General features: G+C 62.8%; 14 protein-coding genes. 12 read left to right on the top strand and 2 right to left on the bottom strand.

What is annotated here, in order from left to right; all coding sequences use genetic code 11:
- Window positions 1-38: 38 nt before the first annotated feature.
- The 12 genes from RA26_RS23050 to RA26_RS20700 all read left to right on the top strand — a co-directional run bounded on the left by RA26_RS23050 (window position 39) and on the right by RA26_RS20700 (window position 20,832).
- Window positions 39-5,819, top strand: coding sequence for a beta strand repeat-containing protein (locus tag RA26_RS23050; RefSeq protein ID WP_206540447.1), 5,781 nt, complete (start codon window positions 39-41; stop codon window positions 5,817-5,819).
- A 105-nt stretch (window positions 5,820-5,924) separates the two neighbouring features.
- Window positions 5,925-7,259 (top strand): type VI secretion system baseplate subunit TssK, encoded by a 1,335-nt coding sequence (gene tssK / locus RA26_RS20750; protein WP_039187105.1) that lies wholly within the window; start codon window positions 5,925-5,927, stop codon window positions 7,257-7,259.
- Window positions 7,259-8,815 carry a type IVB secretion system protein IcmH/DotU gene (gene icmH, locus RA26_RS20745; protein WP_039187133.1) on the top strand — a complete coding sequence of 519 codons (1,557 nt, stop codon included), beginning with the start codon at window positions 7,259-7,261 and terminating at the stop codon, window positions 8,813-8,815. The genes tssK and icmH overlap by 1 nt, the downstream gene beginning before the upstream one ends.
- 1 nt (window position 8,816) lies before the next feature.
- A complete protein-coding gene (gene tssM, locus RA26_RS20740) occupies window positions 8,817-12,449 on the top strand; it encodes a type VI secretion system membrane subunit TssM (RefSeq protein WP_039187104.1) in 3,633 nt (1,210 codons plus the stop codon).
- Between the two features lie 4 nt (window positions 12,450-12,453).
- Window positions 12,454-13,128 carry a type VI secretion system-associated protein TagF gene (tagF, locus tag RA26_RS20735; RefSeq protein WP_039187102.1) on the top strand — a complete coding sequence of 225 codons (675 nt, stop codon included), beginning with the start codon at window positions 12,454-12,456 and terminating at the stop codon, window positions 13,126-13,128.
- Entirely contained in the window at window positions 13,118-13,900 is a 783-nt protein-coding gene (locus tag RA26_RS20730) for a PP2C family protein-serine/threonine phosphatase (RefSeq protein WP_241482704.1), read from the top strand. Before tagF ends, RA26_RS20730 begins: the two co-directional genes overlap by 11 nt.
- Complete coding sequence (locus RA26_RS20725; protein ID WP_082015899.1) at window positions 13,897-15,975, top strand: serine/threonine-protein kinase; 2,079 nt, start codon at window positions 13,897-13,899, stop codon at window positions 15,973-15,975. Before RA26_RS20730 ends, RA26_RS20725 begins: the two co-directional genes overlap by 4 nt.
- A gap of 649 nt (window positions 15,976-16,624) precedes the next feature.
- Window positions 16,625-16,942 (top strand): ArsR/SmtB family transcription factor, encoded by a 318-nt coding sequence (locus RA26_RS20720; protein ID WP_039187098.1) that lies wholly within the window; start codon window positions 16,625-16,627, stop codon window positions 16,940-16,942.
- 55 nt (window positions 16,943-16,997) lie between these two features.
- The gene (locus RA26_RS20715) at window positions 16,998-18,047 is read left to right on the top strand and encodes a permease (RefSeq protein WP_039187096.1); all 1,050 of its coding nucleotides are present in this window, start codon (window positions 16,998-17,000) and stop codon (window positions 18,045-18,047) included.
- Window positions 18,048-18,139: 92 nt separating this feature from the next.
- Window positions 18,140-19,393: a sulfite dehydrogenase gene (soxC, locus tag RA26_RS20710; protein ID WP_039187094.1), complete on the top strand. Its 1,254-nt coding sequence runs from the start codon at window positions 18,140-18,142 to the stop codon at window positions 19,391-19,393.
- A complete protein-coding gene (locus RA26_RS20705; protein WP_039187092.1) occupies window positions 19,383-19,928 on the top strand; it encodes a c-type cytochrome in 546 nt (181 codons plus the stop codon). The genes soxC and RA26_RS20705 overlap by 11 nt, the downstream gene beginning before the upstream one ends.
- Before the next feature lie 160 nt (window positions 19,929-20,088).
- Window positions 20,089-20,832 carry an SDR family oxidoreductase gene (locus RA26_RS20700; protein ID WP_039187090.1) on the top strand — a complete coding sequence of 248 codons (744 nt, stop codon included), beginning with the start codon at window positions 20,089-20,091 and terminating at the stop codon, window positions 20,830-20,832.
- A gap of 414 nt (window positions 20,833-21,246) precedes the next feature.
- Here the strand turns inward: RA26_RS20700 and RA26_RS20695 are convergent, their stop codons facing one another.
- Both RA26_RS20695 and RA26_RS20690 read right to left on the bottom strand, forming a co-directional pair.
- Complete coding sequence (locus RA26_RS20695) at window positions 21,247-22,470, bottom strand: MalY/PatB family protein (protein ID WP_052272516.1); 1,224 nt, start codon at window positions 22,468-22,470, stop codon at window positions 21,247-21,249.
- Between the two features lie 222 nt (window positions 22,471-22,692).
- Complete coding sequence (locus RA26_RS20690) at window positions 22,693-23,064, bottom strand: PadR family transcriptional regulator (RefSeq protein ID WP_206540446.1); 372 nt, start codon at window positions 23,062-23,064, stop codon at window positions 22,693-22,695.
- Window positions 23,065-23,143: the final 79 nt, after the last annotated feature.

The raw sequence follows: 23,143 nt of genomic DNA, 5'->3' as shown, positions 1-23,143 counted from the left end.
CGGGCGCGGAGCTGACCACCAGCGGCATAGCCGGGACGGTGGATAATGGCGGCACGGTGAGCGTCACCGGCGGCAGCGTCGCCGAACTGACCAACAGCGGCAATGCCACGGTCACGGGTGGCACGGTGGCGGACCTGGAAAACGGCGCCACCGGCGATCTGGCGATTGCCAGCGGCGGCGAAGTAACGGCCCTGAGCAACGCAGGCACCGTCACGAACGCAGGCATCGTCGGCACGCTGGACCAGACCGGCGGCAGCTTCAGCAACAGCGGGACAGTCACCGGCGCGGCGTCGATCTCGGGCGGCACCGTGACCAACAGCGGGTCGATGGACGGGGCGGTGACCCTGTCGGGCGGCAGGCTGGTTGCCGAAGGCGGCAGCTTTGGCGGCGGTGTCACGGTGGAAGGTGGCAACAGCGCCACCTTTGAAATCGCTGCGGACACCGAGGTAGACGGGAATGTCGTGAACAACGGCACAATCGCCTCCAGCGGCAGCGATACAGTGACCTTGAGTGTTGCGGGCGGCAACAGCTTCACCAATACTGGCACCCTGAATGGCAGCGCCGCGGATCTGCATATCGCTGCAGATGACATCGTTCTGAGCAGCAGTTCCGTGGTGACGGACGGCGTGACGCTGACCGGGAATGTGACCAACCATGGCGATCTCTCGCTCAACACCGATCTGACCGGCGATTTGCGTGCGGAGAGCGGATCCACCGCGGAGATCTCCGGCGATGTGAATGCGGGCGGCCATTCTGTATCGGTTAACGGCGGCAGTCTGGAAGTGGCAGGCGGTGCGGCGCTGGAAAATGTCGGCGCGTTGAGCAACAGCGGTTCTGTCTCTGTCGGGGACGGGGGGTCGCTGGAGGCGGAGACGATCAGCAACGCAAGCGGGGCGTCTCTGACCCTGGGGGCGGGGGCGTCGCTGACCGGCACCGGCAACACGCTGACCAACAGCGGCAGTATCACCGTCGGCGATGGCGGCAGCGTGGAAGACGCCGGCGCGATCAGCAACACCGCCAGCGGCAGCATCACCTTCACCGGCTCCGGCGTGCTGAACGCCGACAGCGACAACAGTGGCGAGGGGCTGACCAACGCAGGCGCGATCTCGACCCAGGACGGCGGCAGCGACACGCTGACCCTGGGCGACGGCAGCGGCGACAGCTTCACCAATACCGCGGGCGGCAGCCTCAGCATCGGCGCGGGCGACCGGCTGGAGGGCAGCGGCACGGTGCTGACCAACAGCGGCGCGGCGGGCACGGCCGCCACCCTCACGGTGGGGGATGGCGCGAGCCTGTCAGTGGCGCAGCTGGACAACGGCGCCTACGGGGAAATCACCAACGCGGGCACCATCAGCACCAGCCACGGCACGCTCGGCAATGCGGCGGACGGGGTGCTGGAGAACACCGCCAGCGGCACGATTTCCGACAATGTGGAGACCTCGGGCAGCTTTACCAATGCCGGTATCGTAAGCGGCACAACTTCCGTTCTGGCTGGGACGGCCAGCAGCTCCGGCACGCTGAGCGGCGATGTGACGGTTGCGGCGGGCGCGGAGCTGACCACCAACGGCATAGCCGGGACGGTGGATAATGGCGGCACGGTCAGCGTCACCGGCGGTAGCGTTTCAGAGCTGGCCAACAGCGGCACCGCCACGGTGAGCGGCGGGGCGGTTGCAGACCTTGAGAACAGCGCCGGCGGCGATCTGACGATTGCCAGCGGCGGTTCGGTGACAACGCTGAGCAACGCGGGCATCGCCTCGAACGCGGGCACCGCGGGCGCGCTGGACCAGACTGGCGGCAACTTCACCAACAGCGGCACGGTCAGCGGCGCGGCGTCAATCTCGGGCGGCACCGTGACCAACAGCGGGTCGATGGACGGGGCGGTGACCCTGTCAGGCGGTTCGCTGGACAGTTCCGGCACGCTGAGCGGGGATGTGACGGTTGCGGCGGGCGCGGATCTGACCACCAGCGGCAGTGCCGGGACGGTGGACAACGGCAGCACGGTCAATGTCACCGGCGGCAGCGTTGCAGAGCTGGCCAACAGCGGCACCGCCACGGTGAGCGGCGGGGCGGTTGCAGACCTTGAGAACAGCGCCGGCGGCGGTCTGACGATTGCCAGCGGCGGCTCGGTGACAGCATTGAGCAACGCGGGCACGGCCTCGAACGCGGGCACCGTGGGCACGCTGGACCAGACCGGTGGCAGCTTCACCAACAGCGGCACGGTCAGCGGGGCTGTGGCCTTGTCCAACAGCTCCATGGATAACAGCGGGACGCTTTCAGGTCAGGTCAATGTTTCGGCAAGTGCTGTGCTCACTACAAGCGGTACAGCCGGTGTGGTTCAAAACAACGGCTCCGTGGCAGTGACAGGCGGGACTGCAGCAGAAATTAGCAATACCGGCAGCAGCAGCCTCACGGTTGCCAGCGGTGCTGCAGTGACGGAGGTTAACAACTCTGGAACCAGCACTGTAAGTAATGCAGGCGCTATTGGCACTCTGATTCAATCCGGGGGAGGGATTACGAATAGCGGCACGGTTGATACGCTGACTCAGTCCGGCGGGAGCATCAGCAACAGCGGCACGGTAACCGGTACAGTCATCGCAACAGGCGGAACTCTGGACAACTCGGGCACCATCAGTGGTCCGCTCACATCGTCGGGAGGCACCCTGACCAATACTGGTGTCATGTCAGGCAATGTACTTATCGGCGGGGCTGCGTCGCTGACTACCAGCGGTACCGCCGGGCAGGTTCAAAATTCAGGTGTTGTGGATGTCACTGGCGGTACAGTTTCAAGCCTGACCAACACCGATACGGCTTCGGTTACCGGCGGCACGGTGGCGGACCTTGAGAATTCCGCCTTTGGCACCCTGACGGTTGGCAGCGGCGGTACGGTGACAGCGCTGAGCACCGCTGGCACGGTGTCGAACGCTGGCAGCATAGGAGCGTTGGACCAGACTGGCGGCAGCTTCACCAACACCGGCACGGTCAGCGGCGCTGCGTCAATCTCTGGCGGCACCGTGACCAACAGCGGGTCGATGGACGGGGCGGTGACCCTGTCGGGCGGTTCGCTGGACAGCTCCGGCACACTGAACGGCGATGTGACGGTTGCGGCAGGTGCGGATCTGACCACCAGCGGCAGTGCCGGGACAGTGGACAACGGCGGTACTATGAGCGTAACCGGCGGCAGCGTTTCTGGCCTGACAAACAGCGGTAGCGCCACGGTGAACGGCGGCACTGTGACGGACCTGCAGAACAGCTCCGGCGGCGGTCTGACCGTCTCCAGCGGCGGCACGGTGGCAGAATTGAGCAACGCGGGCACCGTCTCGAATGCAGGCACCGTAGGTATACTGAACCAGACGGGCGGCAGCTTCACCAACAGCGGGGCAATCAGCGGCGCTGCGTCAATCTCTGGCGGTACCGTGATCAATGACGGCACCATTGGGGGCAACGTGGCCATTTCCGGCGGTACGCTGACGAACAACAGCACCATAAATGGCGGCATCTCCAATTCCGGCACCTTGGTTTCCACAGGGATGATTGCGGGAGACCTGAGGAATAGCGGCAGCGCTGCAGCTGACCTGTCTGGCACGCTGGACGGCAGCCTGACCGTTCAGGGCAGTGCAGTGGTCACTGTCTCAGGTGACCTGACGGGGGTGGAGAGCTTCTCCAATTCCGGCAATGGCGCGCTGACCTTTACAGGCGGAAGCACTACCGTGGCGAGTGGCGGGACGGCGGCAAACGGCGGCCGGGTAGAGATGACCGGGGCCACGCTCACCGGATCAGGGGGAACGTTTTTCGAGAACTCGGCAAACGGCAGTTTGACGGTCGGCAGCAGCGCCCGGCTGGAAATGGGGCTGGAAAACTCCGGCACTGCCGGCATCGCGGCAGGCGGCAATGTGACCGGAGATGTGATCAACAGTTCCGGTGCAACTCTGGATCTGGACGGAACTGTCACCGGTGATGTCACCAACGACGGCACCGCAACGCTGGCGGGCGATGTTTCGGGGTCTTTGAGCAACCGCGGGACCCTGACAGTGGATGGCACGTCGGAAGTTGCGGGAACGCTGTCCAGCAGCGGGAGAATGATCATTGAAGGCAACTTGTCATTTGGTGCGCTCGAAGTCAGCGGAGGCAGCTCCGCACAAGCAGTCAGTATGAATGTCAGCGGCGCTTCGTTGCAGGTGTCCGGCAGCGGTGTACTGGCATCTGGCACACTGACCAACACATCCTCGCTGGGCCTGTCAGATGGCGCCACGGTCCATGCGGCGGTGGTGAACAGCGGGACAATCATCGCCGATGGCACCGTCACCGGCGCCGGGCAGCTGACCCATCAGGCGGGGGCGGTCATCGACCTTGCTGACGGGGCGGGGGACGATGTGTTCAGAGTCTCGGGGGACGCCGTGCTGAACGGTACGATCGAAATGGATGCGGTGTTCGAAGACGGCGCAATTCAAACCGATGTTGTCGAAGTTTCCGGCAACCTGTCCGGCGAAGCCACCTTCAACTTCAGCAACACAGAGGATCTGACCAACCGTTTGACCGGCAGTGTCGATGTTCTGACCTACGGCAGTGGCGGGTTGCAAGGCGTCACGGTCAGCGGCTTGCCCAATACCGGAGCAGCTGTTTATGCCCTGGTCGATAACAGCAGTGCCGGCGCCTACCAGCTGCAAGGTGCGGCCAATCCCGCGGTCGGCGGGCTTGCAACCGGCCTTGCGCTGACGCAATCGCTGATGGGCAGTGTGGTCAACCGCCCGACAAGCCCCTTTGTGACAGGCCTTGCCGTCCCGGGCGAAGACGTTTGCGGGCTCGGGACCTGGAGCCGCGCCACAGGCGGTCAGGCAACCGCCACCGGGACATCAGAAACGGCACTTGGCAGCTATAGCAGCGAGCTGTCAGCGGATTACTACGGGTTTCAGATCGGCGCGGATTATTCCTGCTTCAACGGCTATTTCAACGGGTGGGATCTGAGTTTTGGCGGCATCGCGGGCTATAACGGCGGCACCACGACGCAGCCGGTCTACTATTTCGATGCCAATACCGGACTGCTGAACCCGAATGTGCGTACCAGCACCAACCGCAGCAGTTTTTCCCAGCGGTACGGCAGCGCTTACATGGCGGCTTCCCGCAGTTTGGGCGACAGCGGCCGGGTGCTGTTTGCAGATGTGCAGATCAGGGCGGATCGAACCGCGTTCGACCTTGAAAATACGGTGAATGCGGCAGCTTTGGATACGGTGCGGATACTGTCCGGGGACGCGACCCTTACGGCGGAGGATCTGAGCTTTGGTGTTCAGGATCAGTCATATGACAGCCGCGGCCTGACCATCGGCGCCTCAGCGGGGCTTTCGATTCCCTTGAACGAAGCCAAGGACTTGCGCATCGTGCCCTCGCTGGGGTTCTCGTTTTCCAATATCGAGACCGATACGCTGTATTTTGACAACGGCGAGCTGGAGATTGAGGACATCGAGAGCCGGGTGGGCTTTGCGGGCCTGACCCTGTCCAAGAGCAAGATCGGTCTGTCCGGCACGTCCGCGCTCAACTATTTCGCCACGGCAACGGTTTACCACGACTTCGGATCCGACGTGGAGTCGCAGTTTTTCCTCTATGACCCGGATACCGGCGAACGTGCCGGAACCGCGCTGAGCAGTACGAGCAGCAATCTTGGCACCTATGGCGAACTCAGCCTTGGCCTGAACTACACCAAGATTCTGCAGCCCGGCAGCGCACTGCCGGGGCGTCAGCTGGACGCATCGTTCCGTGCCGACACCAGGTTCAGTGACAGGCTCGACAGCTGGGGGCTCACCGCGCAGATCCGCCTGCAGTTTTAGGACGCACTACCAGGCCGTGTTGACGATCCGTTCGCAAGCCTTAAAAGTTGCGTCATTCTTACCGGGGGCCAGCGGCCCGTTTGATATGGAAGCGATTGAATACACATGTCGAATTTCAGCAAAGTGGCCTGGAAAGAAGGCCTGTTCCTTCAACCGCACCATCTGCAGCAGGCCGACCGCTACCAGGAATACCAGCTGCGTGAACGCACTGCCAACATCACTCCCTACCCCTGGGGCGTGAGCGAGCTGCGGTTCGACCGGGATCTGGCGCAGCAAGGCAAGATCGGCCTGCGGGCGGTTGCAGGCATTATGCCCGACGGTATGGCCTTTGATGCGCCGGGATCGGCGCCGCTGCCGGTGCCCGTGGAGGTGCCGGAGGATGAGGCCCAGGGGCTGGATGTCTGGCTGACATTGCCGGATGCCAGCGTCAGCGGGCAGGATGTGTCGCCCGCGGCCGCCAATGCGGCAACACGTTTCGTCCTGAATGCCGAAACCGTGGTCAACAACGCGTCGGCCGGCCGCTCTGAGCATATCGTCGAAATCGCCCAGCCGCGGCTGGAATTGGTGCTGCGCAAGACGCCGCGCCCCGGATACCAGAACATCCGGCTGGCGCGCATTATCGATATGCGCGACGGCATCGTGACCCTGGACGACAGCGTGCCGCCGGTGGCGCTGGTGATGCGGGTGCATCCCGCCTATGAGGGCTATCTGAGCCGCGTCATCGGCTGGATTGAGGCCAAGCTGGAAACGCTGGCGCGCTATGCTTCCGACCCGTCCTCGGGCGGGGGGATGCAGGCCACGGATTACCTCATGCTGATGGTGCTGAACCGCGAGCTGCCGGTTCTGCAGCACATGCAGGGGCTCGCCAATCTGCATCCCGAGAGGCTCTATGAAAAACTGCTGGCGCTGGCAGGCGAGCTGTCAACCTTTGACCAGGGCGCGCGCCGGACCCGCACATACGAGCGTTACAGCCATCAGGACAGCAAGGATAGCTTCACCGCCTTGGTGCAGGACATCCAGCAGCTGCTGGCCCGGGACGTGGGCCGCGCGGTGCGCCTGCCGCTGAACGAGGTCCGCGCCAATTCCTATGCGGCGCTGGTCAACGACCGCAACCTGTTTGCCCAGGCGACCTTTGTTATCGAGGTGTCCTCGAGCCTGCCCCTGACCCAGGTGCAACAGCAGTTCCCGCAGCTGTGCAAGGCCGGGCCCTCCACCAGCATGAAGCAGATTGTCAGCAACAACCTGCCCGGCATCGGCCTGGTGCATCTGCCCAACCCGCCGCGGCAAATCCGGGTGGTGTCGACCAATGTCTATTTCCTGCTCGACAAGTCCTCGGACCTGTGGCGGGAGTTCTCAACCGCCCCGGCGGGGGGGCTGCACTTTGCGGGCAACTGGCCGGACCTGAAGCTTGAGCTTTGGGCGGTGCCGGAGGGCGGCTGATGGCGGAGGATGACGACAAGACCGTTTTCGGGCAGCCGATCCCGCCGGTGCCCGGGCCGGCGCCAGCGCGCCCGCCGGCTGCTCCTCCAGCAGGAAATACGGTGTTCGGACAGCCGCTGCCGCCTGCCGGCGGCGGGCCGGGCCGTATTGCTCCGGTGCAGTCCCCGGCACAGGATACCTGGCTTGGCGGAGCGCTGCCGCCGCAGCCCGAACCACCGCAAATGCAGCCGCATTACCGGCCCGCAACGGGCCAGCAGCCGGCCGGCGCCGGGATTTTCCCCGATATCGTGCAGCCGGGCCAGGCGGCCCGGCCACAGGCGCAACCGCGGATCGCGCTGGCTGATGCGCTGAAGGCACAGGGCAGCGGCGCTGCGCAATCCTCCAATCCGCTGATTGCGGCTGCGGCAGACCTTCTGGTGCTGCTTGGCCGGCTGCGCACCGGGCTGGTGGACATGCAGGCTGCCCCGCTGATCGACCATGTGGTCCGGGAAATCGACGCTTTCGAGAAAAAGGCGCATGCTGCAAATGCTGCGCCGCAGGACGTTCTCGATGCCAAATACGCGCTGTCCGCCACAGCGGACGACATCGTCCAGAATCTGCCCGGCACCGACCGCGGCATGTGGCAGGAATATTCCATGGCGGCACGGTTCTTCGGCGACCGCTCCTCCGGGGTGGGTTTCTTTCAGAAAGTGGACGAGGCGATGCGGGCGCCCGGCCAGCGCTTTCACCTGCTGGAGCTGATGCTGACCTGCCTGTCGCTGGGCTTTGAGGGCCAGTACCGCACCATGCCCAACGGCACGGTGGAATGCGCCCGCATCCGCACAGCCATCTACGAAACCCTGCGCCGGGTGCAGCCGCGCCCGGATGACGATATCTCGCCGCGCTGGAGCGCGGTGCCGCTTGGCACCCGCCGCAATCAGGGCAAACTGCCGCTGTGGGTGGCGCTCAGCGTGTCCGCCGTGATGGTGATGGCGCTGTTTGCAACACTTTCGACGCTGCTCACCCGGCAAAGCGCCGAAGTGCGTGACGGTATCCTGGCGCTGCACCAGGGCCAGCCCGGCATCGTCATCGAACGCACGCAGCCGGTTGTCCGCCCGTATGAACCGCCCACCAGCACGCAGATGCAGCGGTTGACCGGCGCGCTGGAGGGCGAGCTGGAAACCGGCCAGATCGAACTCGACCAAACCAATGACTGGGTGCTCATCCGTGTCGGCCGGGCGCTGCGCTTCACCTCAGGCTCCGCGGATCTGAGCAGCGATATCAGCATGCTGATCGGCGCCACCGCCGCGGCCTTGGACGGGGAAACCGGCCCGGTGCGGGTGGTAGGTCATACCGACAGCGTGCCGCCGTCGGGGCGCGGGCGCTACAAAACCAATGAGCAGCTTTCACTGGCCCGGGCGGAAACTGTCGCAACTGTTCTGGGCGCGGCACTGGCCGACGCCAGCCGGATTTCGGCCGAGGGCAAGGGCGCAGTCGACCCGATCGCTGACAACAGCAGCCGTGACGGCAGGGCGCGCAACCGCCGCGTCGAAATCATGATTCCGAGAGAAAACTAGAATGTTCCGGTTCCTTTCCTTTCTCAGCCTGCCAGTCCAGCTGCTGCGCAAGCCCTGGATGCGCATTCCGCTGATCGTGACCGGCATCCTTGCCTTGTTTGCTGCCATCTGGTTCGGGTTCCCGATGACCGGCCTGACCCTGTTTGCTGCGGTCTGGTTCCGCGCCGCGGTGATTGGCGTAATTCTGTTTGCGCTGGCGCTGTACTACGGGCTGCGCTGGCGGCGGCGCCGGAAACGCGCGCAGGATCTGGAGGACAGCTTGCTGCAGGAACCTGCGGGCGATGCCGCGGTTCTGAGCGAACGCCTGCAGGAGGCGATGGCGAAACTGAAGAAGGCGGGCGGCAGGAACTACCTGTATGATCTGCCCTGGTATGTGATTATCGGTCCGCCCGCGGCGGGCAAGACCACAGCCTTGTCCAATGCCGGGATCGAATTCCCGGGCCAGGACATTCTGCCGGACAAGGCGCAGGGGTTCGGCGGCACCCGCAACTGCGATTTCTGGTTCGCCGAGGACGCGGTGCTGATTGACACCGCCGGCCGCTACACCATGCACGACAGTGATGCGGCGGCGGACAAAGCTAGCTGGGATGCCTTCCTGGGCCTGCTCAAGAAGGGGCGCCCCGACCAGCCGGTGAACGGCGTCATTCTGGCCTTTTCGGTCGAGGACATGATGTCTGCCTCCCCCGCCTCGATTGCTGACCATGCCGCTACGGTGCGGACGCGGCTGGGAGAGATCCACGAAACCCTCAGGATCGACTTCCCGGTTTACGTGCTGTTCACCAAGGCAGACCTGATTTCGGGTTTCCGCGAATATTTTGCCAGCTTCAGCCAAAGCCGCCGTAAATCCGTCTGGGGGGTGACGTTCCAGACCAAGGACCGGAGCGTGGAAACCTACAAACAGGCAGGTGCGGAGATTGACCAGCTGATCAGCCGTCTGTCTGACGAGGTGATCGACCGGATGAACGAGGAACCCGACGGCGCCAGCCGCATCGCGATATTCGGCTTGCCGGGGCAGATGGCAATGCTGCGGGAAAACATCTGCGAATTCCTGCGTGTCGTGTTCGAACCCACCCGCTACAAGACCAGCGCGCTGCTGCGCGGCTTCTACTTCACTTCCGGCACCCAGGAAGGCACACCGGTCGATCAGGTGCTGGGTGAGATGTCCCGCAACAGCGGCGATGCGGGCCTGTTTCAGCCTGCCTTCATGTCGGGCAAGGGCAAGTCATATTTCCTGCATGATCTGATGAAGAAGGTGATCTTTGAAGAACGCGGTTGGGTCGGCTTCGACCGTGCTGCCATGCGCCGGACGGCGCTTCTTCGCAGCACGGCCTTTGCCGCCATTCTGCTGGGCACGGCAGGCTCAATGGGTGCTTTCGGCTACAGCTACTGGCAGAACGCCACACTGACCCGCAATGCGGAACATGACGCGGTGGCGTTTTTCGATGCGGCCCGAAATGAACTGTCCCGCACCGTGATTGACGGCACCGACCCCTCGCCGGTGATGCCGCATCTGCAGGACCTGCGCGACATGACAACAGGGTACGGCGACCCTGAACAGCCGGGGTTCTGGCAGGGGCTTGGCCTGTCGCGCCATGCGGAACTGTCTGGGGCGACGCACCGGGCCTATTCTGATGGGCTGGAACGCATGCTGCGGCCGCGCCTGGTGCTGCATCTGGAAAACGCCATCCCGCAGCTCATCGCCGATGAAAACACCGCCGAAGTCTACCGTGCGCTCAAGGTTTATCTTCTTCTTGGCGGGACGGGGCAGGGCAATGCCGCTGACAATGACGCTGCTGTCACCAGCTATTTTGAGCAACTGTGGCGAAGCCAGTTCAACGCAGCGGGCCAGATTGACGAGCGTCAGCAGCTGCTGGCGCATCTGGAGGCGTTGCTGGATCTGGACGGGGACCGCAAACCGGTGATCGGCATCGACCCGGAGATCGTGCGGCAGGCGCGCGAGGCAATCGTCAACCTGCCGCTGGCTGAACAGGCCTATGCCCTGATCAAGGAGCGTGCGGCAACCTCCGGCATCCGTGACTTCGGCCTGGCTGAGCGGCTGTCCGGCCAGGTGGCCCAGGTGCTGGAAACCACGAACGGCACGCCGCTCCAGTCGGTTGGCGTGCCGGCGCTCTACACCTTTGAAGGGTACTGGGGCTATTTCCTGGAAGAGCTGACCACGGCCCGCACCCGCCTGCGCGAAGACCAATGGGTTCTGGGCGAGGCAGCCGGGCGGGTCGGCTATGAAACCCAACTTGCCGGGCTCGAGGCAGAGCTGCACCGGGTTTACCGGCTGGAATTCAGCGCCGCCTGGAAGGCAATGTTCGCGCAGATCGGACTGGCGCGGATGTCGGCGGATGCACCGCAGTACGCAGCCCTGGCTGCGGCGTCGTCTCAGGTCGCCTCGCCGCTGCTGGAACTGGTGGAGGCGGTCGAGGAAGAAACCCGTCTGTCCCGCTTCTATGATCAGCTCGACACGCTGGATCCGGCGGCAGTCGCGGCCTCGGGCGGCGATCTGGGCGCCAACATGGGCGATGCGGTGTTCAAGCGCATCTACAGCAAATCCGGCGTCTTCCAGAAAGTGGCACTGGACAGCTTCAAGGCTCGCGCCAAGGTGCAGACCCAGGCAGGCGCGGCTGGCCAGGCTCATGGCGAGGACTTGCAGCGGCGGCAGGTGGAACGCATCTCAGATGACTTTGCGCAATGGCACAGCCTGCTGAACGGGAAGCCGGGGCAGCGCCCGATTGATCTAGTTCTCGCCGTGCTTGGCGACCTGCGCGAGAACCGGCGGCAAGCGGCAGTTGCACCGACCCCTGCAGACGAAGCGATGCTGAGTCAGTCACTGTCGGCACTAACAATGAACAACACGGCATTGCCTGCCCCTCTGGCGCAACTTCTGAATGAGGCTGAAAGCGAATTCCGTGCCGAGGCCCAGGACGCGGCGATGACACAGCTGAACCGGGCGCTGAACGACGAGGTGACTCAGTTCTGCCGGGATTTCATTGCACCGCTCTACCCCTTTGGCGGCGGCCGGCATGTCTCGCCTGCGGTGTTCGGCCAGTTCTTCGGACCCGGCGGCCGGATGGACAGGTTTTACACGTCCTATCTGCAGCCGCATGTGGTCCGCTCGCCGGATGGGCTGAAGCCCGCACCGGGCAGCGCAACCGGGCAGCGGCTGTCGCCCGAGGTTCTGCGCCAGTTCAGCAATGCCCAGGCCATTCAGCTGGCCTTCTTTGCCTCCGGCGCGCCGGAGCCGGAGGTGGGGATGTCCATTGTGCATGCGGACTCCTCTCCGTCGGTGGAGCTGGCGGTGCTGTCGGTCAACGGCACCTCCGTCCGCACCCAGCCCGGCAGCACCCCGGCGGCGCTGTCCTGGCCGGGGCAGGCCTCCGGTGTTTCGGTGGAGCTGTTCCCGCAGAAACGGCAGCGGCAGTCGGCGCTCAGCTTCACCGACGGGCGCTGGGATATCGTCACCTTCCTGCGTCAGGGCCGCGCCAAGGCCAGGGGCAATGTGGTGGACGTGCGCCATGAAATCGGCGGCCGTTCGATCAGCTACCGGATTGAGTTCGACAGCACCACAGTGCCGTTCCTGATGCCGGAACTGGCGGATTTCTCCTGTCCGGTCACTTTGGAGTAACTGTATGGAAGCGGACATCGGCCTGTTAGGCAAACATCCCGGATACGGTGATTTTCTCCGTGCCAATGTGGCACCCCAAGTGGCGGAGCAGCTGGAAGCCTGGCTGGACAGCTGCCTGCCGGAGATCCGCGACCAGCGGGGGCAGGACTGGCCGGCTTTCTGGGAGCAGGCGCAGGATCTGAGGTTCTGGATCGGGCGTGCCGTGCTGGGGCGCAGCCTGATGGGGGTGCTGCGCTGTTCGCGCGACCGTGCCGGGCGGCGATACCCTTTGTTTCTGGTTGCCCAGGGGGCCGCGGTGCCTGCACCGCTGCAAGACACGGACCAATCCGCCTATGAGGCGCTGGCCGCGCATTTCTCGGTCATGCAACCGGGCCAGGGCGGGGCGGCATTACTGGATGGTCTGCATCTGCAGCTGCCTGCCGAAGATGACGCTGCCACGCAGACGGGCGGCACGCTGTGGGCGCATCAGCCAAACGGCGATCTGTTGAAGCTGCTCCAGGCGGCCAGCGCAGCCGACGCTGAACGCGCTCTGCTGACCCGCAGCTACTGGTGGGCGCCTGCCAGCGGCGCCAAGGCCGCCATCTGGCTTGGTTGCAGCGGCATGCCCGCGGCACCGGCCCTTCACTGGCTGCTGGCCGGCACCCCGGGCAGCACAAAGGATGCGGACGGTGACAGCTGAGTTCTGCCCTGAATTTGAGACCGGGTCGGCCACGGATGTAGGGTGCCGCCGCGATGTGAACGAAGACGCCCTGTTGGTGCGCCCTGACTGGGGGCTGTGGGCAGTGGCGGATGGCATGGGCGGCCATGAGGCAGGCGACTTTGCCAGCTCCGCCATTGTCCGGCAGCTGGATACCATCGGTCATGCCGCCTCTGGCGAGGATCTGACGTCCCGGCTGATGGACCGGCTGCTCCAGGCCAACCGGCTGATCCGGGCGCGCGGGGCGGAACTGGGCGGCAGCACAGTCGGCTCCACAGTGGTCACTCTGCTTGTGCATGGTTGCCGCTTTACCTGCATCTGGTCGGGGGACAGCCGCGCCTACCTTCTGCGCAACGGTCAGATGGTACAGCAAAGCCGCGACCATACCGAGGCAAACGCCCTGCTCGCCGCGGGCACGATAACACCGGAAGAGGCCGAAAACTGGCCGCGCAAGAATGTCATTACGCGGGCTGTCGGAACCGGCAGTGAACCGCAGTGCGACCAGGTCAGCGGCAGGATTGAGCCGGGCGATGTTTTTTGTCTGTGCTCAGATGGGCTGACTGAACATATGCAGGACCGCGAAATTGCTGACTGCCTAGCATCCTTGCCACCGCAACAGGCCTGTGATGCGCTGATCCGAGAAACACGGAAACGCGGTGCCAGGGATAATGTAACGGTCGTTGCGGTCCGTTGCTCTGCTGCTGCAGGCGGCACCGGCTGGCCAGCCGGCGACATTCTGGACGACTTGGCATGACCAGGTCAGCCCCTCAAAGTCCTCAGGCTGACACATCCGCTGCTGCCGATGCTGACGACCGGACGCAGGTTATCAGTGAGGTGCAGGCGCTGAGCATGCCGCACAAGCCTGCTGTGTCTAAGGAACGTCCGCAGACGACATCTGAGAGCGAATTGCCCGTCCGTGCAAGTGCCGTGCCCGGTCCGCTGGTCTGCCCGGCAACCGCCGCCGCGGCTGCTTCCGGGCTCATGCCCGGCACCGTGATCAACAACAACTACCGCATTCAGGCGGTGCTGCAATCCGGCGGCATGGGCGAAGTGTACCGGGGCATAGAGATCGGTACCGAAGATCCAGTGGCGATCAAGGCAATCCGGCCGGAGCTGATCAGCGATGTGCAGGCAGGCGACATGTTCCGGCGCGAGGCCCGCACTCTGCGGCTGCTGACTGACGATGCCATCGTCCGCTACTACAATTACGTCCACGACCGTGATCTGGACCGTTACTTTTTAGTGATGGAATTCATTGGTGGCATCCCGTTGTCGGACTACCTGCGCCAGTTCGGACCTCTGCCCGGCGAAACTGCCAAGATCCTGCTGCAGCGCCTAGCCAGAGGGCTGGCCAAGGCGCATAGCAAGGGCGTTGTGCATCGGGACCTGTCTCCGGATAACGTGATGCTGCCCGATGGCATCGTGAGCGAGGCACGCCTGATCGACTTTGGCATCGCCAGAGCGCAGACCATTCCGGAGGGGGCCGCCGCGGGGAAGTTCGCGGGGAAGTTCAAATACGTTGCACCTGAGCAACTGGGCCACTTTGGCGGCAGCACCAGCCCGGCAACCGATATCTACGGGCTGGCACTGCTGACTGCAGCTGCGCTGCTCGGCAAGCCGCTGGAAATGGGCAGCTCAATCTCCGAAGCGGTCGAGGCCCGCCGTGAGGTGCCGGATTTGTCCGGGCTGCCGGAAGAGTTCCAGCCACTGCTGGCGCGGATGCTGCAGCCCGATCCGGCCAAGCGGCCCGCAACGATGCAGGATGTTTTGCAGCTGTCTGACGGTTTGGACGCACCTGCAGCGGCTTCTGAAAGGGGCGCCACCGGCATTCTGCATCCGGTGCCAGGGGTGCAAGTCTCTGCGGCCGGGTTGGCTCTGCCGCCGCGGGCAGTCATACCGGATTTGCAGGGTCCCGCATCTGCCGGCTCCTCCAGCCGTCCCCTGCCGCTCACCCACGCAGGGTTGGTGCCGACAAACACCAAGGGACGCAAGAGCGCCGTGTTCGGAGCTATCCTGCTGTGTGCCTTTGCGGGTGCATCCGGTTGGTATGCCTGGGGAACAGGCCTGCTGCAGTCCGGGCTTGCCTCTCAAGCCTTCGGTGACCGGCAGCCCGCGGCACAGCCGCCCACCCCGGACATCCCGCTGCCTTCCGCTGATACCCGCGAAGGGTTTCTTGCAACCTTCGACGCAGGCGGCTGCAGCTTTGCCACCCGGCTTGCCGCCGGCCCCAGCGCCGGGATGGTGGAAACCTATTCGGCGGACGGCCGCGGTTTTGACGCTTTGCCTGCAGCTTATGAGGATCGCTTTGGCTCCCGTTCCGCGCTGCTGCAACGCGCAATCACCCCGGAACAATGCGCGGCGGCCGAACTGGCCCGTGCCCTCCAGGGCCGCCAGCCAGACCCGGTGCAGTTGACGCTTTCAGGCGATCAGGCTGTCAGCGGCGAAGCTCTGTCAGCCGCAGTCCGGGTACCCTCAGGCCAATCGGTCTGGGTGGTTCTGATCAGCGACCAGGGCAAAGTCTACAACCTCTCCAGCCGGCTGGCCCCAGGCCACGGCGCGAACCAACACCTGGAATTCGCCTTGGCCATGGCGCCAGAAGCCAAAACAGCTCCGCAACTCGTTCTGGCAGTTGCAAGCGACACGCCCGTGGTACGCGCCGCCACCGCGTCGGACGGCAAAAATGCCGCGGAACTGCTGCCGCAGGTGCTGGCAGAAATCCGGTCGGCCAGCGGCCAGGCCAGTGCAGCCCTTTCCTATGTTCTGCTGACGGCCCCTGATGCCGCCTCTCACGCAGAACGGGGTTCCCTGGCTCCTCCCTTGGGAGATTGAACCTTAAAATTTGAGCTCGAAACCACGTTAGCAGGGAGATCCGGTTCCGACGAATGAGACAGCCGGTGACCGCTCGAAGGCACAAACGCAACGTTCGTGGGTGACGTAGTGCAAGCCCCAATGCAAACGAGAAATGCCGGGGCCGGCCTTGTGGCGGCAGAAGCCCGGCAAGCTTTGGTATGTTGTTCGCGAGGGCTTCGCGGATGAAGCCTGAAGGAGAACACTTAGGTCGTGTCCTGGTTGAACACGGGTTTGTGGTGCGGGCTGTCCGTGGCGATCTGAAACTCCATAGCGCCTCGTGAGCAATGAACGATGCCGGGAATAAGCCCGGTCCGCTGCACTGCAGTGCCATCGCAAATATCAACGAACAGGTAGTATCCGTCGGCGTATTTCTTCTTTGCTTAGTCTATCGGCATGACGGCAACCATGCTGTTTGCTTCAGTCATCGTGTCCTTAAAGCCTTTGACAAAATTCCGGGCCATGATCGTCTCTTTAATTGTTGATCTTTGGCCGACCTGTGCATTTTCCGACTGATATCTTCTCGCACCCCGTTGCTTTCTGAACCCTCAAAAGTGTGTTCATCCATACGGTTAGAGAAATGTCATAGAAACATATTGACAAAACCGGATTATTAGTTATTTCATGTCTCATGACTATTTCAAGCTCTAACGCACGCGCTCTTGCCGCCCTCGGACACGACGCCCGCCTGGCCATCTTCCGTCTGCTTGTCAAAGCCGGGGAGGACGGGCTTCGGGTCGGCGACATCGCAGACCATCTGGGCCTGGCGGCCTCTACCCTTGCGCATCACCTTTCGACGCTGGTCGATGCAAGCCTGGTGGTGCAGGAAAAGCGCGGGCGCGAAGTGTTCAACCGGGTCGACTATCCCGTCATGCTGTCTGTCGTGAACTTTCTGACGTCGGAATGCTGCGCGGGTGTGGCCCTGACGGCAAAGGAGGAGACCGCTTGAGACGCAGGCGGCCTTTTCTTGGATCAAAAGAAACTACAAAACTGGTGGTTTAGAAATGATTGGCACAACTGAAAACACATCAAGGCCCGGCGCTGCCGTCAGGCAGTTCGCCAAGGACCAGCGGGTCTGGGCAGCGTCCGCGGCCATCCTGCTGCTGCTTACCCTGTTCGACCCGGCGCAATCCGCAGACAGCGCGGCCTTCGCCGGTGCGGCGCTGGCCCATACAGCGCCGTACCTGCTCTTTTCCATTGCCGTCGCAGCCTGGGCCGGGGCAACCGGAGCGGACAACCTGGTGGCAAAGGCCTTTACCGGTTCACCGCTCCTGATGATCGCCCTTGGTGCACTGGCTGGCGGGCTGTCACCGTTCTGCTCCTGCGGAGTGATCCCGCTGATTGCGGCGCTTCTGTCGATGGGTGTGCCGCTGTCTGCCGTCATGGCCTTCTGGCTGGCGTCGCCGATCATGGACCCCTCGATGTTTTTCCTGACCGCCGGCGTTCTGGGTGCCGAATTTGCCGTGGCCAAGACCCTTGCAGCCGTTGGCCTGGGTCTGTTCGGCGGCCTCACAGTCCATCTGCTGAGCCACGGCGGCGCTCTGCAAGACCCGCTGCGCGAAGGTGTCGGCAACGGTGGGTGCGGCGGCTCGAAAATGCGTGCGCCCAAGCCGGTGGTCTGGAAATTCTGGCACGAGGCGGAGCGCCGGGCAAAATTCGCCGCGACCGCCTGGACCACAACCCTGTTCCTGGCCAAATGGCTGCTGCTGGCCTTCATTCTGGAAAGCCTGATGCTGGCCTGGGTTCCCGCGGAGACCGTGACCTCCACGCTGGGCGGTGAAGGCCTGCTGCCGATTGTCACCGCAACGCTGGTCGGCGTGCCTGCCTATCTGAATGGCTATGCGGCGCTGCCGCTGGTCGGTGGTCTGATCGAACAGGGCATGGCACCCGGAGCTGGCCTTGCCTTCCTGGTAGCCGGCGGCGTCACCTCGATCCCTGCTGCCATGGCCGTTTGGGCCCTGGCAAAACCCAAGGTCTTTGCCCTCTACCTCGGCCTGTCGCTCTCCGGCGCCTTTGCCGTGGGCCTGCTCTACCAGTTCTGGAACGCAGTCTGATCTACTACGGCCCGGGCGCAACCTCCGTCCGGGCCAGGCCACGCGCATCATTCGTAAAGCCCGCCGCAAGGCTGCAAAGAAGGAGGAAACTCATGACACGCAACACAGGTTTTCTGGCGAGGCGCGACTTTCTGAAAACAGGCGCCACATTTCTGACCGCCGGCGCCGCGGCTGCTCCGGCGGCCCTCGCGGCAGGTGCCGCACAGGCCAGGGAATTCCCGGACAACATGCTGTATCCAGGCGCCGAAGATGAAGCCTACGGCAGCCCGTCTCAACACGAGTCCGGTGTTGTCCGGAAGATCTTTCCACAGCACGGGCAGTCAACGCTGACCGCGTCTTTCTCGCCCCTTCATGTGCAAAAAGGGATTATCACCCCTTCAGGCTTGCATTTCGGCGCTCACCATTCAGGTGTGCCGGATGTCGATCCGGAAACCCATGAACTCATCATCCACGGAATGACCGAACGCGCGCTGAAATTCAAAGCCAGCAATCTTTTGCGATATCCGATGACGGGCGGGATCAATTTCCTGGAATGCGGCGGCAATACTGCGCCCAATGGCTATCACTCGGAGCCGCAGCAGATGCCGCTGCAATACCTTTACGGCCTGCTTTCCGGCTCCGAGTGGATTGGTGTCCCGGTTAAGCTGCTGCTGCAAGAGGCCGGCATTGACCCAAAGGCCAAATGGGTCATTGCCGTTGGCGCGGATGCGGGCGGGCTGGCGCGCAGCATCCCGCTGGCGAAGCTGATGGATGATGCGATTATTGCGCTCTATCAGAACGGCGAGCGGCTGCGCCCGGCTCAGGGCTACCCGATGCGCCTGTTCCTGCCTGGCTGGGAAGGTAACACCAGCGTCAAGTGGCTGCACCGGCTGGAAGTCTCCGACCGCCCGGCTTACCCCCGCGAGGAAAGCCGCCACTACAGCGAAACCCTTGCCGACGGTTCGATCGAAGGGTTCAGCATGTACATGCGGACCAAGTCAGTCATCACCTCTCCGGCAGTGGGGCAGACGCTGCACGACACGGGTTATTACCAGGTGACTGGCCTCGCCTGGTCCGGCTATGGCCGGATCAGCAAGGTTGAGGTTTCCGACAATGGCGGCAAGACTTGGGTGCCTGCGGAGCTGGAAGGCCCGGTGCTCAGCAAAGCGCTGACCCGCTTCACCCTGCCGTGGCGCTGGAACGGCTATCCCGCGCGTTTGCAAAGCCGGGCAACAGATGAATGGGGCAACACCCAGCCCACCCATCAGGAATGGAAGAGCCGCTACCTTGAGGGAAGCCGTAACCATTACAACGCCATTCAGGCCTGGCAAGTCGACGGACAGGGAGCCATCGCCAATGTCTTCTAATCACGCACTGGCGTGGGCTGCCGCACTTGTCCTGCTGACGGCAGATGTTGCCGCAGCACAAGACACGCCCGCCCTTGGAATCAAGGTTCCGGCAGAGGAACTCGCAAACTTCTACACCACCGTCTTTCCCGACGGCGAAGGCCTGCCGCCCGGCGGCGGAACGGTCCAGGACGGCAGAGTGGTCTATGAGGAGCAATGTGCCGCCTGCCACGGTGAAAAGGGCGAGGGGGATATGAGCAAGTACATTCCTATCCTTGCCAGTGAGGGCAAGCCGGAGCACGGCTTCCTCTGGTCCACCGGGCATTCCTGGCCCTACGCGACCTCAATTTTCGACTACGTTCGCGTAGCCATGCCACCGTTCAACCCGAAAGAGCTGAGCGACAAGGAGACCTATGCGGTCACTGCCTACATCCTGCATCTGAACGGCTTTTTGCCAGAGGATGGCAGCGTGAGCCAGGAGACCCTGCCGAGGGTGAAAATGCCCGCGCAGGACTACTTTGGCAGCCTTTGGGAAAAAGAGGAAAGCCAGCGCTGAGACCTGGCTGAGAGAGGCTGGATTGCGGCCTGCCGCGATCCAGCCGGGCAAACCGGGTTTGCCCTTGCCCGGAGCAGAAACCGCTGTTTCCGCCCCCCCATCATGCGGGAGCCGATTCGCTCCGGGTCTTTTCAACACCATCAATCGGGATACATACGTCATGCTCGACGGAAAAACCGCCCTTGTCACCGGCGGCTCCAGCGGAATTGGTCTTGCCGCCGCGAAAATGCTGCAAGAGAACGGCGCCCGCGTCGCTATCACGGGACGGGACACCTATAAACTGGAAGCCGCTTGCGCCGCACTTGGCGGCGATGCAATTGCCATTCAGGCTGACATCAGCCAGGCGCATGATCTGGAGCGCATGCAGGCGGCACTTGCAGATCAGTTCGGCAAAGTTGATATCCTCTTTGCCAATGCAGGCGCCGCATTCAATTCGCCGCTCGGCAAGACAGATGAGGCGATGTACTACCGGCTGACGGATGTGAATGTGAAAGGCACCTTCTTTACTGTCCAATCCGTGCTGCCCCTGACGCCGGAAGGCGGCTCGATCATCCTGAACACCTCCTGGCTCAACCAAATCGGCACTCCAGGCAAGGCGTTGCTGTCGGCCTCCAAGGCGGCGGTGCGTTCCTTTGCGCGGGTCATGTCAGCGGAGCTGCTGGACCGCAAAATCCGCGTGAACTGCGTCAGCCCCGGTACCATCGTGACGCCGATTCACCGCGGAAAGAATGAGACGGATGACCATTTCCGGGCCTACGTAGAACGGATCGGCACGCAGGTGCCTGCGGGCCGGATGGGCCAGCCGGAAGAGGTTGCTTCCGCGGGCCTGTTTCTGGCCAGCGACGCCTCAAGTTACATGCTGGGTGCCGAGATTGTGGTGGATGGCGGCCGCGCGGAACTTTAAAGCCCAAATGAGCCTCGCCAGGGCCGAAGCCTTTCCGGTTCCGGTTCTGGTCTCATGTTCAGGTATTCACAGCCGGTCATCAAGCTCGTTTGACTGTAAACTCTGATCTTGTTGCCGCATTTCAGGCACTGTCCAGCCGGCGGGTTCCGCGATCATTGGGGGCAGTCTCTCTGTTCTCACACCATTCAGCGTCAAGCCGTTGCAGCAATCATAACAGCTGCGCCTGAAGGGCCGCGCCACTCACTTAGGCAGTTACCGGAGGCTGAAGGCCGAGCTACCTGCGTGGAAAGGTCGCTGCGTCCCGCACGGGCGGATCGTAAGACTCTAAGGCCGAAGGGGCCGGGAGATTGCAAACGTGTTTTTCGGATCTCCCAGCCCAAGTTGACTGCTGGCTATGAAAGTAAGGGGGCAGTCTCAGCAGCAGCTGTCCGGTTTGGGCGTGCAGGCAGCCGGGGCGCAATCAGATGCGCCAGAGCTGTCGATCACCGCTTTGAACTGCTTGAATGCGGCTTCGATATCGGCCCGGGGGGCTGCGATGTTCACCCGTATAAACCGGGTGGCCTCCTGATCAAACCATGTGCCAGGTGTGGCACCAAATCCGGACTCGCTGAGTTTTGCCTTCAAGGCGTCGCCCTCAAGGCCTGTTGCCGAACAGTCGAGCCAAACCTGATACGTGCCTTCAACCGGTGACATCTTGATTGCAGGAAGTTCCTCTTTCAAGAAACCATCGATCCAGTTCACAGTGCCTTCCAGATATGCGATCAGTTCGTCCACCCAGGCATCGCCTTCTTCATAGGCCGCAACGGTTGCTGCCAAGGTAAAGGCGTTGCTGTGCGTCAGATACATTGAGTCGGCGGTTTTCTTGAAGCGCTCCAGAATACCCGCGTTCTCTGTATAGACGTAACCATTCGAGATGCTGTGCAGGCCGAAAGTCTTGGCCGGAGAGCCGATCACCGCCACGTGGTTCGCTGCGTCAACAGCCATCAGGCTGGTGAATTTGTGGCCGCTGTAGATGATGTCTGCGTGGATCTCGTCGCTGATGATGGTCACACCGTGTTTGGCGGCCAGCGCTGCCAGCCTGGTAAGCTCATCTTCGCGCCAGACGCGGCCAACCGGGTTATGCGGGTTGCACAGGATCATCGCTTTGACGTCAGGCGCGCTCAGTTTCTCCTCGAGATCGCCAAAGTCCATCTCGTAAACGCCGTCTGTGTTGCGTAGCGGGCTTTTGACGGCCTGGCGTCCGGCTCCGCTGATCACCTTGCCAAACTGGTGGTAGGCCGGCATCTGCATCACCACGCTGTCGCCCGCTTCAGTCAGTTCGCGGATCAGCATCGACACGGCAGTGAGCACACCGGTCACCTGCTCGAAGTTTTCGGGGTTCAGCGTCAGACCGTGGCGGCGCTCATACCAGCCGGAGATCGCAGCAAACACGCCTTTGGCATTGAACTCATAGCAAAACTGCCCGCGGTTTGCGATCCGCAGCATGGCGTTCTTGATCGGGTCTGCGATAGCGAAATCCATATCGGCAACCCACAAGGGGGCCATCTCTTCGTTGCCGAAAACCATTTTCAGGAAATTCGGGTTGTGGCGCACAAAGTTGTCGCCAGTCTTTTCGGGAGCGGTGTCAAAGATGCTCATGGAAGTTCTCCTTCAGGCCGGGGCCTTGTTAGTGGCTGAGTTGCGGTTGGAGATGAAAACAGCGGGCATAGCGCAGGCTTCTTGTGGGAGGTTGCGCGCATCTGCTTGGCAACCTGCCCGGCGGAAAACGCATCCCCGGGTGCGGTATCGGGTAACTGTCTCATGTATAGCAGAGCGATGCATCGACCATCAAAGTCAAAGGCCAAAAGAGTACAGCTGAGACTAAGCTTCAGCCTTGCCCGCACAATCGTTCAGGGCCTGTGTGATTTTCATCCATTCTCCGAGCCCGACTTTGAAGGCTTCACGGCCCTTGTCTGTGACCGTGTAAATCTTGCGTTCCCGGCCGGAGACGGTCTCCGTTTCATAGGTGACGTAACCGCCCTCAGTAAACTGCTTCAGAACCGGATAGATTGTGCCTTCCTTCGGGGCGCAGCACCCCTTTGTTCTGTTGATGACTTCTTTGGCGATGTCATAGCCATGCAAGTCGCGGTCGCACAGAACGCAGAGAATGAAGAACTTAGACAAGCTCATCCTGATGGTGCTGTTCCAGTAGCCGGGGCTAAGGAGGTCCGGAGATTTGCTATTGATGCTCATGCTGTTGCACTATACATCGATGTTCGATACGTCAAGCACATTCAGTGCTCGACACGAGCGGAAAAAGCACACCGGCAGC

Origin of the sequence: Leisingera sp. ANG-M7 (assembly GCF_000813965.1) — a bacterium.
GTDB lineage: Bacteria > Pseudomonadota > Alphaproteobacteria > Rhodobacterales > Rhodobacteraceae > Leisingera.
The sequence above is the reverse complement of the archived record's forward strand: the minus strand, read 5'-3'. Positions and strand labels throughout refer to the sequence as shown.